18 protein-coding genes are annotated in these 12,800 nt (G+C 34.2%); 4 read left to right on the top strand and 14 right to left on the bottom strand.

Features of this window, described 5'->3' with window-relative positions; genetic code table 11:
* Positions 1–121 precede the first annotated feature (121 nt).
* Positions 122–805 (top strand): PHP domain-containing protein, encoded by a 684-nt coding sequence (locus tag ACTW1R_RS16910; RefSeq protein ID WP_213357278.1) that lies wholly within the window; start codon positions 122–124, stop codon positions 803–805.
* A gap of 36 nt (positions 806–841) precedes the next feature.
* Here ACTW1R_RS16910 and ACTW1R_RS16905 read toward each other — a convergent pair whose 3' ends face one another.
* The 14 genes from ACTW1R_RS16905 to ACTW1R_RS16840 all read right to left on the bottom strand — a co-directional run bounded on the left by ACTW1R_RS16905 (position 842) and on the right by ACTW1R_RS16840 (position 11,308).
* Complete coding sequence (locus ACTW1R_RS16905; protein ID WP_489927562.1) at positions 842–1,339, bottom strand: GNAT family N-acetyltransferase; 498 nt, start codon at positions 1,337–1,339, stop codon at positions 842–844.
* A gap of 55 nt (positions 1,340–1,394) precedes the next feature.
* On the bottom strand, positions 1,395–2,303 hold the full coding sequence (locus ACTW1R_RS16900) for an IS982-like element ISEfm1 family transposase (RefSeq protein WP_213357279.1): 909 nt from the start codon (positions 2,301–2,303) through the stop codon (positions 1,395–1,397).
* Between the two features lie 413 nt (positions 2,304–2,716).
* Positions 2,717–3,073 (bottom strand): hypothetical protein, encoded by a 357-nt coding sequence (locus ACTW1R_RS16895; RefSeq protein ID WP_225582134.1) that lies wholly within the window; start codon positions 3,071–3,073, stop codon positions 2,717–2,719.
* A 121-nt stretch (positions 3,074–3,194) separates the two neighbouring features.
* The gene (locus tag ACTW1R_RS16890) at positions 3,195–4,862 is read right to left on the bottom strand and encodes an FAD-dependent oxidoreductase (RefSeq protein WP_301969551.1); all 1,668 of its coding nucleotides are present in this window, start codon (positions 4,860–4,862) and stop codon (positions 3,195–3,197) included.
* Positions 4,863–4,879: 17 nt separating this feature from the next.
* Positions 4,880–5,959, bottom strand: coding sequence for an ACR3 family arsenite efflux transporter (gene arsB / locus ACTW1R_RS16885; RefSeq protein ID WP_118214687.1), 1,080 nt, complete (start codon positions 5,957–5,959; stop codon positions 4,880–4,882).
* 13 nt (positions 5,960–5,972) lie between these two features.
* Complete coding sequence (locus ACTW1R_RS16880) at positions 5,973–6,287, bottom strand: ArsR/SmtB family transcription factor (RefSeq protein WP_005225242.1); 315 nt, start codon at positions 6,285–6,287, stop codon at positions 5,973–5,975.
* Between the two features lie 647 nt (positions 6,288–6,934).
* A complete protein-coding gene (locus tag ACTW1R_RS16875) occupies positions 6,935–7,360 on the bottom strand; it encodes a thioredoxin family protein (RefSeq protein WP_118214683.1) in 426 nt (141 codons plus the stop codon).
* Complete coding sequence (locus tag ACTW1R_RS16870) at positions 7,360–7,617, bottom strand: DUF2599 domain-containing protein (protein ID WP_249641319.1); 258 nt, start codon at positions 7,615–7,617, stop codon at positions 7,360–7,362. Before ACTW1R_RS16870 ends, ACTW1R_RS16875 begins: the two co-directional genes overlap by 1 nt.
* 395 nt (positions 7,618–8,012) lie before the next feature.
* Positions 8,013–8,105, bottom strand: a complete 93-nt coding sequence (locus ACTW1R_RS16865; protein WP_139016457.1) for a hypothetical protein — start codon at positions 8,103–8,105, stop codon at positions 8,013–8,015.
* 426 nt (positions 8,106–8,531) lie between these two features.
* The gene (locus ACTW1R_RS16860) at positions 8,532–8,675 is read right to left on the bottom strand and encodes a putative holin-like toxin (RefSeq protein WP_221928441.1); all 144 of its coding nucleotides are present in this window, start codon (positions 8,673–8,675) and stop codon (positions 8,532–8,534) included.
* 346 nt (positions 8,676–9,021) lie between these two features.
* Positions 9,022–9,381, bottom strand: a complete 360-nt coding sequence (locus tag ACTW1R_RS16855) for a transcriptional regulator (protein ID WP_225582132.1) — start codon at positions 9,379–9,381, stop codon at positions 9,022–9,024.
* A gap of 795 nt (positions 9,382–10,176) precedes the next feature.
* Positions 10,177–10,368, bottom strand: coding sequence for a hypothetical protein (locus ACTW1R_RS16850; protein WP_002314345.1), 192 nt, complete (start codon positions 10,366–10,368; stop codon positions 10,177–10,179).
* A gap of 16 nt (positions 10,369–10,384) precedes the next feature.
* On the bottom strand, positions 10,385–10,933 hold the full coding sequence (mobL, locus tag ACTW1R_RS16845; protein WP_225582131.1) for a relaxase MobL: 549 nt from the start codon (positions 10,931–10,933) through the stop codon (positions 10,385–10,387).
* A gap of 201 nt (positions 10,934–11,134) precedes the next feature.
* Entirely contained in the window at positions 11,135–11,308 is a 174-nt protein-coding gene (locus ACTW1R_RS16840) for a ChbG/HpnK family deacetylase (RefSeq protein ID WP_421758328.1), read from the bottom strand.
* 284 nt (positions 11,309–11,592) lie between these two features.
* On the opposite strand from ACTW1R_RS16840, the gene ACTW1R_RS16835 reads away from it, so the two are divergent.
* From ACTW1R_RS16835 to ACTW1R_RS16825, 3 genes are read left to right on the top strand one after another with little or no spacing between them, the layout of a single operon-like run.
* Positions 11,593–12,039 carry a hypothetical protein gene (locus ACTW1R_RS16835; RefSeq protein ID WP_010748117.1) on the top strand — a complete coding sequence of 149 codons (447 nt, stop codon included), beginning with the start codon at positions 11,593–11,595 and terminating at the stop codon, positions 12,037–12,039.
* A gap of 21 nt (positions 12,040–12,060) precedes the next feature.
* Entirely contained in the window at positions 12,061–12,510 is a 450-nt protein-coding gene (locus ACTW1R_RS16830; protein ID WP_229078527.1) for a hypothetical protein, read from the top strand.
* Positions 12,511–12,560: 50 nt separating this feature from the next.
* Positions 12,561–12,737, top strand: coding sequence for a hypothetical protein (locus ACTW1R_RS16825; protein ID WP_010748115.1), 177 nt, complete (start codon positions 12,561–12,563; stop codon positions 12,735–12,737).
* Positions 12,738–12,800: the final 63 nt, after the last annotated feature.

Raw genomic sequence — 12,800 nt, 5'->3', positions numbered from 1 at the left:
AGTTAATTTTTTCCTAGAGGAAAATGTCTAAACATGTTGGTAAATCAACAAAAAAACGCATACAGTAGTCTCAAAACTCCCAAGAAATGAGGACTATTTAACAAACTACGATGGTTACGTCGTGACAACTGAACATTTTGACTTAGCCAATCCTGTTACTAAAGTCGATGATATCCCCGATTATGAAATGTACAGTCAAACAATCGATAGCTTAAATAAGCGTTTTGGCAATCGTGTTTTAAAAGGCATCGAAATCGGTTACATCGCTTCTGAAAAGGATCGGATCATCGACTATTTAGCCGATAAAGATTACGATTTAAAATTACTCAGTGTGCATCATAATGGTCAATTTGATTATTTAGATGACGAAGTCAAAGATATGGATCCTGCTATTGTGATTCCTCAGTATTTTGCACAACTTTCAGAAGCACTAGTTGTTATAGAAGCAGATGTCTTTGCTCATTTTGACTATGGTTTTCGGGTATTTGGTCTATCCGTTGCTGAATTTAAACAATATGAAGCGCAGTTTTTAACGATTCTAGATCAAGTAATCAAAAATAAATTGGCATTCGAATTAAATGCTAAGAGCGCTTACTTGTATGACAATTTAGCGTTATATGAATATGTCATCGATTTATATCTTTCACGTGGTGGTACCTTGTTTAGTGTTGGATCAGATGGGCATTACCTTGAACATTTCCGTTTCCATTTCGATGATCTTTTTGCTCTGTTAAAAGCAAAAGGTGTGACGGAATTAGCGATTTATCAAAAAGGAAAGCGAATTATGGTTCCATTACCAGTCTAAAAAAACGTCCTCAGCATCAAAAGTGAGGACGTTTTTTTAGATTTCTTTTTCTAAAATCGGACAAATACGATCTTGTTTTCCTAAAGGAAAATGTTTGATCCCGATTTTTTTAAATCCATGACGTTCATAAAAACGAATACCTGCATGATTTTTTTCATAAACAGTCAAACGTAAATAACGTTTTTGTTTCGTTTTAGCATAACGATTCGCTTCATCGAGTAACCGTTGCCCTAACCCTTTGTTTTGATAATCTTTGAGCAGATAGAGCCGTTGAATCTCTATAGCATCTTTTTCATCATTGACTTTCACATAACCAATGAGTATTTGATGATCCTTAATACCAATAAATTTACTGGTTGACTGTGCCAATTCTACTGCCAATATTTCAGTTGTCAATTGTGTCTGTAAATATCCTTGCATATCAAGTGGATCTGCGCCATCGATAAACGATTCATAAAAACTGACAACACTTACAACTTGTAAAGCATCTAGATCATCATAATCTAAATACGCTAGTGTGATTTGATTGTTCATCTAACTCCTCCTTTTGACATAGTATACTATAAATCACCCGTGGTGCTAGTTAATTTTAATATCCTAAAGAATATCTCAAAGTTCCTTCAAAACGTCGTTGTGCTCGACTTAATAGAACACTGTAAGCCAGTAATATGCTTTCAAATCTACTCTCTAGCCCTTTAACAGAACGTGAGTTGAAATTTTGACAACCTAATTTTTCTAAGGAAGAAAAAACAGACTCAACTGTTTTTCTTTGTTTTCCAAGTAAGCTGTGGTCTAGTTTTTCTGATTTATCCATGTTTTTACGTGGCGGAACGGATATAGTAATGCCCTTAAGGGCAAGCTTTTCATGGATTTTATGGCTAATATATCCTTTGTCCCCTAGGATATTGGGAAGATTCGCTTCTTCCGATAAAGTCTCTAACACTTTCACGTCATGGACACCTGGATTCGTGATTGAGTAAGTAATCGGAAAGCCAGTCTTAGTAACGATCATATGAATTTTAAGACCATAAAAATAAGATTTTTTTGTTGAGTTATAGCCAACTTTGGCTATTTGATTCAATAGTTTTGCTTGTCTATTTCTAACTGGTTTACATAATGGACTAGGAAAACTATCTATAATTCCGACTAGTTCACTTTTGGTGAGCTTCTTGATGAAAAAGTATCGAATAATCTTGATAGTGTAAGCTAAGTTTGAACTTAAGCGAGTGAATCGACTCCTACTAGGAAAGTCACCATTAGGAAATAAGACGGAACAAACCACTCTATACGTGGCTCTTTGGCTAGTATAGCCATTAATTATGCCCCATATAACACAAGCAATAATCACTGTATCGCGTTGCTTCAGTTGATCAGTATTTCTTCGGTTTTTAATCTTATCTGGTACACAATTGTGGTATATGTTAGAAACAGTTCTCATAATTTCCTTGAATGTTATAAAAGTATCTGTATAATGTTCAGTATATTTTGATGAACGCATATGTAGTCCTCATTTCTTGGGAGTTTTGAGACTACTATATGCGTTTTTTTGTTGATTTACCAACATGTTTAGACATTTTCCTCTAGGAAAAAATTAACTAGCACCACGGGTAAAATACTTTAATTTTTTAGGTTCTATAATATTTAGTGTTGGTGGAAAATCTGAGAGTGTAAAATACATTTGCGATACAAATAATATTAAACCAATAATTATTTTAAAAGAATATCGTAAATGGAGTTTCTTAAAATTTTTTACAAATAAATCATAGGAAATAAGTAAGCTAATTACTATAATTGAATACAATATTACATAAAGCAAATGTAAAAGTCCCATAGACATTTCTCCATTTCTTTTTGACTGTATACTAAGACTATAAGTATGAGATTTTACCTTTTCATTCCAACTATATAAATTTATTTTGCATATCTTTTTTCTTCTCTTATTTTATCTAGAATAAAACTTGTTTGACTATAATCAGTTAGTTCACGTATTACTTTTTTCATCGTACGATCAACAGCGCAAATACCAAACATATCAGAATAGAAGTCAGTTATTGATTTAATTGGACTAAACAATTTTTCTGATAATTCAGTTTTTTTTGAGTAATTCATTTCTAAGTACCCTTTGTCTACTAGCCGATCAATAACTAAATAAGCTGTATTCAGCTTAAATTCTGGGTATTTTTTTACAAAGTTACGTTTTGTTATCCCTCCCTCGCATTCATATAATGAAATCAAAACTCGGTATTCAATTTTAGTTAAATCTACCATCTTCAATTTCACCTCTAATAGTCCATAATATATAAAAAAATGAAGCTTGAAAAAAAATACAAATGTTACATCAAACCTCAAAATAAGTTTCTTCCTAATTATTCCAATATTTAGAATTCTATCATAATTTTTGTATCGTTTCACAAACTTCTTGATAGTTTTTATTTCCTCCGGATAAATTATAAACTTGTTTAAATCCTTTGTTCAGTAAAATATTTTGTGCTGCATTTCCAGTAACGCCTTTATTACAATAAGTTACTGTCACACATTCTTTATCCAATTCCTCATATCGATCTCTTAACTCAGCTAAAGGTATGTGAATTGCTCCCTCAACTTTCGAAGTTTCAAACTGTTTTCTTGATCTGGTATCAATAATTTGTAATTTTTCGCCGCCATCAATTCTTCTCAATAGCTCTATAGGGGTCATTAACGGGGTATCATTATTTATATCGTTGTTCAAAGCCATCCCAGTATAATGAATGGGATCTTTTGTTGTAGAAAAAGGTGGAGCATATGCTAAATCCAAGTGAAATAAATCTTCAGCAGTTGCGCCAAATGAAATAGCAGTAGCAAGCACATCGATCCGCTTATCTACCCCATCATAACCTATGATTTGAGCCCCAAGTATCTTCCCATTTTCTTTATTTGCGATTGCTTTGATCACCATTTCTTTACCATTCATATAGTCCGGCTTATTAGGTTTAATATTATATAAAGTAGTAATAGCTATATTATTTGCTAAAGCATCTTTTTCTGTGAGACCAGTTTGAGCAATTGTTAAATCAAAGAATCGTAAAATACCAGTTCCTAAGATTCCCTTGTGTCGTAGATTGCCACCTGTAATAACATCTCCTGCGATCCTTCCCATTTTATTGGCTGTTGAAGCTAAAGGTCGATAAATTGGTCGCCTAGTTATGCGATCAAAACTTTCTGCAACATCACCTACAGCATAAACATTTGGAAAATTGGTTTCTAACTTATCGTTTACTTCTATAGCTCCGGTAATTCCTAATTTAATTCCCATGGATTTTGCTAATGCGGTGTTCGGCTTTACTCCGGTAGCTAATACAAAAATATCTGCCGAAAAGATAGTTCCTTTAGCCGTTTCAATAGACTTCAGACTACCATCACCGTTAACTTTTCTGACGGTTTCTTCAGGGAAAAAGGCAATGTTTTTCCTTTTCATTTCATTAATGATTCTTGAAGACATGTCCCAGTCTAAATGGGACATGGGATATTTACTTCGTTGAAGTAACGAGACCTCAAGACCTAGTCTCTGTAACTGCTCGGCCATTTCTAAACCAATATATCCAGCACCAATGACAACTGCTTTTTTTGGCTCGTTTTCATCTACAAACTTCTTGATACTTTTCCCACTCGAAATATTTTTCACCTGAAAAACATTCTCAAAATGTCTATTAACAAATATTTCTGGGGTATTATAAACCGATCCTGTGGCCAACACTAAAACATCAAAATTATTGGTAAATGATTTTTTTGTAATTAGACTGATTCCGTGCACCAATTTTTTATCATAGTCAACCAGAGTTATTTCATGAGAGGTATGAATATCTACGTCGTACCTTTTTTTAAACCATTCAGCATTACGAGGCGTCAGTTCATCAAAGTTTTCCACTTCTCCCCCCACTGCATATGGAATCCCACAAACTGCGTAAGACACATCCATATCTTTATCATACAAAACAATCTCTGCATCTTCAGTATTTCTTCTTGCTTTTGCAGCGACACTTGTTCCAGCAGCGACAGATCCAATAATGATGATTTTCATTTCTCCACACCTATCCTTTATACGTTCTTGATTTCACTCAAAGATTCCGGATTTATGAACCAGTCTTTTGTTTTATTAGAAACCTTAACTAAAATTAACATAACTGGCACTTCCACAAGTACGCCTACGACTGTTGCTAAAGTTGCTCCCGACTGTAATCCAAAAAGTGATATTGATACCGCTACTGCCAACTCAAAAAAGTTACTTGCTCCTATCATTCCAGCAGGAGAAGCAATATTGTGTGGCAACTTCCAAAATCTTGACAAACTATAAGCAATTGTAAATATTAAAATCGTTTGAATCGTTAAAGGAATTGCGATCAATAAAATATGCAATGGATTGGAAATAATTCTTTCACCTTGGAAGGAGAAAATAATGATCAGAGTTAGTAATAAACCAATAATCGTCACTGAATCAAATTTCTTCAAGAAGACATTTTCAAAATAGGTTAAACCTCTTTTTTTTATGATCAACACTCGAGTAATGAAGCCTAAAAACAGTGGGACAACTACAAATAGAACAGTTGACAGTAATAAAGTGGCTAAAGGGACACTTACATTATCAACGCCTAGCAAAAAAGCAACAATAGGTGCAAATAATACTAGGATAATTAAATCGTTGATTGCGACTTGAACCAAAGTATAGGCAGAGTCACCTTTTGTTAGGTAGCTCCACACAAAAACCATCGCTGTACATGGTGCAGCTCCTAGAATAACCGCACCAGCGACGTATTCTTTTGCTAGTTCTATTGGAATCAATTGTTGGAAAATCACATAAAAAAAGAGTGCTGAAATGCCATACATCGTAAACGGTTTAATAAGCCAATTAGTAACGCACGTGATAACTAATCCCTTAGGTTTTTTAGCAGCACGAACAATACTGGTAAAATCAATTTTTAACATCATAGGATAAATCATCAACCATATCAAAATAGCCGTTGGAATTGAGACCTGAAAATACTCAAATTGACTTAATGTATCAGGGATAGCTGGAGCAAACTGTCCAATCAATATTCCGATTATCATACACAAAATTACCCATAGAGTTAAATACTTTTCAAAAAAGCCTAACCCTTCAGCTTTAACTTTTGATTTCATTTTTACTTTCCTCCTACTTAGATTCTTCTTTTACTTTGCATACACAGTTATCTTCATTATTTACAAGTAATTGTTGAATAGATTCCATAAATTCTACAACAAATTCTTCCCTCAATGAATAATGGTGCCATTGCCCTTTTTTACTTACACAAACGACACCCGCTTTTTCAAGTACTTTCATATGATGAGAAAGTGTAGGCTGCGTAAAATCAAAATATTCAAGTAAATCACATGCACACAAACTACCGCAAGAAAGCACATCTACTATTTTCATACGATTTGGATTCGCTAGAGATTTTAATACTAATGAAAGAGATTCATAATTCATTTTTCGACCCTCCTTATATAGATGGTTGTCTATATATGTAATATAGACAACCATCTATATAAGGTCAAGTTGTTTACTCATAATTTCTAAGTAAATAGGAATTAATAGCATAGTTAGTACTCTCACTGTAGGTTAATTTAGCATAGAAAAACTGTTAAAGAATATTCTATCTTGAACTCTTTTATAGTTATAGCAATCAAAGAGAGCTCATAAACCCTTAAGTTTCTGACCCTTTTGTATTAAACTTGAAAATAGAAAACCATATTATTCTCATCTATTTTTGTCTTAGCGGCACAATAAATCGACAATATCAAGAGCACCCTATCCTAACAAAAAAGAGAACAATAATTGTCCTCTTTCTAATTAGATCTTTATAAATGTAATTAAAGCAGCGATTCCTGTTAGGACTGCAGGGACGAACATTACGTATGTTGATTCAATTACGTATGCATCTACAAGGTATCCTTGCATTACAGAAAATGCAAGAACTGAAATGATATTCAATATAGTAATTATATAAAGTAAGTAATTTTTATATTTTTCTCGATTATTATCCTTTTTATAGACTATAAGTAACAAAAACACTTGTAGCAAAAATGGGACAACAGTAAGAAAAAAAACGATATTTTCTAACATCAAATCAACCTCTATTCTAAAAAATTATTTATGCTACCAATTTGATCGGTATAAGATAAGCGCTCTTTAGTTTTCATATTTACTGTAGTTGGAACTTCGGTTATCTCTAACTCATTAATATACCATAAAGTAGAAGGATTAGTTTCTTTTGTGTCCGTATCTATAATCAAGAATTTTTTATCTTCATATTGAGAAGATAAAAATAGTTTAGGAGCAAATGCATTGCAATACGGACAAGATTCTCTTGTAAATAGTACATAGTCAAAGTTATTAATATCTGATTTAGTAGTCACTGAAGTTTTTGCAGAGATTTCTTTTTCATAATAACTATATGAAAATACTGATCCAGAGGTCAACTGATTTTTAAACAAAAATAATACAAGCAAAATCGAGATCAAAGCAAAAATACTTGAAATAACTTTAATTACTATTCTCATTAAGGATTACATGCCTTTGCAACAGTAGCAGCATAGCTAACATCTGGTCTCCACGGCTCAATATTCCATGGAGTTTTCATACCACTGGCCCATTGTGCATGACACAAATATTGATCTAGCATACCATTTGTGTTTTTCCAATTCTTATCATTTTTATGTTTAGGCAATAATTTGTTCCAAGCGTTACCAATATGTGCAGCTCCTCCATTTCCTGAAGGAAGGTTTTTGGTTAATATAGCCTTAGGAGTTATACTCAAAGATACTTTACCATCTCTAGTGATCCATTTTACCGAAGAAAAATAATCTGAATGACTGTAATCACTTACCGCTTTTGCTAATGCTTGAATTTGTACAGGTTGTGTATAATCTAAAGCCCATGAAACCTCCGATAATACATCATTGTTTTCGACTGCTATTTGAACTTGTTCCTACTTAGGAGATAGTTCCACGGTGTCCTCACTATTAGAGATAGAATCTGCTGATACGATTGATGTGCTACCAATAACAGAACCTAAAATAAGCATTGACCAAATAACTTTTTTCATTTAAAATCCTCCTTTTTTAAAAATATACCATTTCAAATAGTATCTGAAAAACCTTTTATTCCTTGAATAAATTCATCTGAAAGTTTTGTGATATCATGCATTTCTACCTACTGTTTTTTGTCAAAAATTGATTGATAACTTTTTCTGACATGGCCATCGATCTCACAATACCCAACACATCGGTAGCCACCTTGGTCCATCCCTAAACGAAATCCTCCGATTCCTGAAAAGATCTAAAAAGGTGCCCTTATTTTCTGTTGTACCATTTTTCATTGTTCACTCAGTTTCTTCATGCGTATGAAAGGTGTTTCAAGTACCTGATGGATTAAGAATACCGAGAAAATGGTTGTTTATATTTCGGAACAATGGTGGCAATTAGACCTTTTTTAAGAAAGAAAAGTGATCTTTTTTGCCCTCCATGTTCCAGCCGCCTCCACCACTTAAGAGGGCCAAAAAATAGACGTGCAAGGCACGTCTGTAGAGCAAAAGGTTGATATTTCACTGAAATCTTGCTATACTAAATATGTAAAGAGGAGTTGCGCGAACAACTCCCCTACAGCACCGTTTAAGACGGTGGCAGTACTATTATTTAAACGAAAATAACCGTGACCTGCTAAAGTAGACGGTTATTTTTTTTTGTCATTTTTCACTGCTGTTAGGATGCCAAAGATGATCGTTGCGATTAAAGAACCGAAACTAATCATTAGCCCTAATGCTTCAGCTACAGACAAAAAGCTTCTCCTTTCTAAAGAGTGAACACTTACTTTCATAAGCATCACCACCTTCCAAAAGATAGCCACCGTCACAAACTTTACTGTACTCATATTATACCATAACCCACGCTGAAAACCTATATTTATCAAGGTTTTTAGCGTTTTTTTATCAACATTATTTAAGCCAATAAGCTTGTTCCTTCAGTCGCTCCAGCTACCACCATCGCTCCTTCAGAAACCGTGTTGTGGACACAACCCGAAGTGATCAATAGAAAAAAGTACCAACATCAGGCAGAGATCTCTTGTTCTTTTAAAGCTAAAATAGACAAAGCATTCGCAAACTGCAGTAAGCTGGATTGAGAATCATCGACGATCACATTTTTCTGATAATGGATCCGATCGCTCACATGATTGATAATCCGTAGACAAAACGCATCAAAAAAATCTTTCGTCTCCGATCGGTGATTTCTGGTTTATATGGATGGCTAATGGCCGTCAGACCCAAAGAAAATAAGTGGTGAAAATAAAGAAACTCTTGTTTGAACTGCTGATTTTCTTGAACAAAGCTAGAGTGTTTGATTTCTGGTATATCTTGGTCTAAGAGCGAATACGTTGAATGGATCGGCGACATCCTCGTCAATCCCATCCTTTCTCTTGAAACAAGATAACTAGAGAACATCGATCCGATCTCTCTTTTGGTTTTATCCCAATCAATCACCTCTTTTTCAGGTAATTCAAATTGGTGAACATCAAATAATCGCACGTTTTTCCTCTTTTCATATTAAAGTAGTCACTGTTCGAGAGACTTTTTTCTTTGATGTTCGCCCTCGTTTACTTGATAGACCAGCTCGGCTGACCGTTTGTTTGTGCTTGATGGTCAAAGACTCTTGAAATTTGCGCACTGTAGTCTCTCTTCAGACGTTCCAACTTTCTTTTTGCTCTTGCTAATCGACTATTGTCTATTTCTTGTCGATTATTGTCCTATTCTTCCATCAAATTTCCCTCCAAAAAAAGACCGGCTTTCGCCGATCTTATTTTTTTTATTCTGCTATTTACTAATTGAAAGTAACTCTAACAATTTTTAAATTGTTCTATCAGTTTCCTTGAAGGTGGTTTACGATCAATTTTCTAAATACTTAGTTTATTTAGTATAAGAAAGTTTAAACTTTACATATATTTTTCTTGTACAAGGATTAGTTCTTCTTGTCTATGATAAAATTTATTAAACAGTTTGAAAGTAAAAACTATTCAAAGAAAGTGGGCGATAACAATGGGATTTTGGTATTTTTTAACGTTAGCTGTCGGTATAACTTTGTTGATCATAAGTGTTTCAAATAAAGAAGTATCTAGATCAACCAAATTCGTAATAGCCTGTTTTGTTTTAGGGATCTTGTTAGTCATAGGTAGTCTACTTTTATTTTTACCAGGCAGCTCTTCGATTATTGAGCAACTACTTCAACTAAATTAGCTTCGTTATTAAAAGCCGACTTTCTAAAAAAAGAAAATCGGTTTTTATTTGTACTGGTCGAAAAAAATTTTTCTACGGCTGATTTTGACTTTATTTTAGATCCAGCTGAACGATCAACGGCTCCCCTTCTTGCGTTGCTTCATCCAACATTAAAGAATAAACATCGGCATCCTCTTTCGTGATACGTACCTGTTGCGCACTCATTTCGCCAGCACCCACTTCTTGAATACGCATCATTTGGTTCTCTGGATCCACGCTATTGATAAAGTAATAATTTTCCATGACTTTCCTCTTTCTCCTAATTGAATAGGTCTGACTCTTGACTCATTTTTGCTTGTTCGATTTCACGCTGCAGCTTTTCAAAAGCTACTTTATTTTTGAATTGATCAAATTCATTGCTCGTCACCCGTTCTAGGTGTTTGACTTGATTTGTGACCGACCGACGATACTTGAATGATTCCTTAAATGGTTTGATTCGCTCATTTGGATTTCGCTTTGGCGGTGATCGACTTTCATTCGTTTCTTTCCCCTTGAAGTACTCCTGTTTCATTCTATTGTATATTTCTTTGTTAGGGTTTTGTTTACCTGATAGCGAAGACGGACGGAAAGGGTTGTCTTGTTGGGAAGAATCATTTTCCTTTTTCAGTTCTTGGAGGATACTGTTTCCTAATCGATAATATATGCCATCCGGCCCGTACATTCGGCCCTCGTAAAATGATTTTTTCTCTTTGTTAGGATCTCCCTCACCATAAGTAGCTTTCTTGAAAATATCTTCCTCTTTTGCCAGCTGTTTGAATTCTTCAAAATGGCCATTGTCTTTCATGGTATTCAGTAATTCAACCAACATATCATAATCAATAAATAGATGAACGACTATTGGTAAATGACAATTCCTCACGACTAGGCAGCATTGGATGCATCAACGTAAACCGATAGTCTTCCGTTCGTTCACTCAGCCAATCTATCCAAAGCTTTAAACCGGTTTCTACAGTAGGAACGCTGTGAGGTACTAGGTCTTGTCTCAGATCGTACCAGTCAAGATGATTAATCAGCCTTTTTGATTCGTCCACTCACGGAAAATCGGGATTAATTCCGGATAATACAGTTCGAGCAGCATATGCGTATCAAAGTAGCTTATAGTTAAGCCAAGCCTAGTTAAATAGTCCAGTTGGGCATCAAACTCTTTTATCACTTCAGCTTGATCGATTTGCCCCCCTGGCAGTCCAAATCTGGGAGGGAAGAGTCCATTTACCTCAATCAGCGAAGAATTTGACTGGCTTCAGTCATTGGAAACCACTTCAGATAGTCCCATTCCGATGTATCCTTAACAAGAACAAGCAAGTGGACGGATTTATAGTCCACTTGCTTGTTCGATAAATTTATTTGATATAAATATATTGATTCGATATAATTTTCACAATATTTAAACTTTTCAAAATATTAAATGTTCGAGTAAGAAATTCGAAAGAAAGGAGAAGATAAGAAAAATATGAAGTGCTCAAAAAAATGGTGATTGTAGTTATTTTGTTTTTTGTGGTATTGAGTGGGGGAGTTACAGGACTTGCTACAGTTCAAAACAATAAACTCTCTGATTTGTATTCCCAAGTTTCAACATGGGAAAAAACTGGGAGAACGTATACTACCAATGAAAATGATATTGGGTATTCTGTTGTTGAACTTAATACTGAAAATATATTCGAAGTGCCAGCCAGTCTTCCTATTACAGCTACAGATTATGAAAATGGCGTATTAGTTGATTACGATGGAAATGACAATGATTTTCAAGTGACATGGACAAAAAGCGGAAATATCAGTGAAACGGTACACATGGATTCGAGTTTTAACGTTATAGACGAAACAACTGGAAAAACAGTTTCTAGTGAAGATATAAAAGTTGTTAAATATGTTTTTACTAATGCGAAAGATAAGTGGAATCAAATCAATCAAAATTAGCAATAGTTTGAAGTGTTGTGCATGAAGAAATATTTGTTTTTATTGGGAGTAGTTTTGTCTTTGGGCGTATTGTTTTCTAAAAATGTTGAAGCTTCAGAAACGAAGGTTGCTACTATTGACAACGAAACGGTAGTTTTAGAAAAAGTTGAAGACTTAGAAACAATTAGCTCGATTTTAGAAGAATATGGTTACTCGACAGAAGAAGTTGGATCTGTATATAAATATACTGTTGAAGATCCTATACCAGTTTTTAATCGCACACGTGCTTACAGAGTGGATGTTCTATCTGCAGCTTATAGAAAGCATAAAATTGCTACAGGAGCAGCAGTTGGGGACTATTATAATAAGCGCTATAAGGCTTTAAATGTTCGAAATGGTTATGAATGGGTAAGTGGGTATGCAATTTATATCAAGCAAGTAAGCACGACAGAGGAAGTTCTGGATCATATTCGAGTTTATAATACATGGTAATATGCCATCTAAAAAAGTGATTCTTGAAAGGAAATAAGAGGTATTTAGAAATGAAAGTATTATTAGGCTCACAAGTAGACATTCTATTTTTAAACGATAAAATAGAAAATATTAGAGGTACAGTAATAAATATTTTTGAAGATTCTATGAGAGTAGAAGTTGAAACAACAAAAAAGCACTTAATCATATTGAAAACAGCAATCGCAACAATAACACTTTTGGATTAACTCAGTTAGTTTAAATATTAGTTAACACAAGACGCCCGTCAATCAAACGATTGACGGGCGTTC

The sequence above is a fragment of the Enterococcus sp. R12 genome (assembly GCF_058135755.1).
The sequence above is the reverse complement of the archived record's forward strand: the minus strand, read 5'-3'. Positions and strand labels throughout refer to the sequence as shown.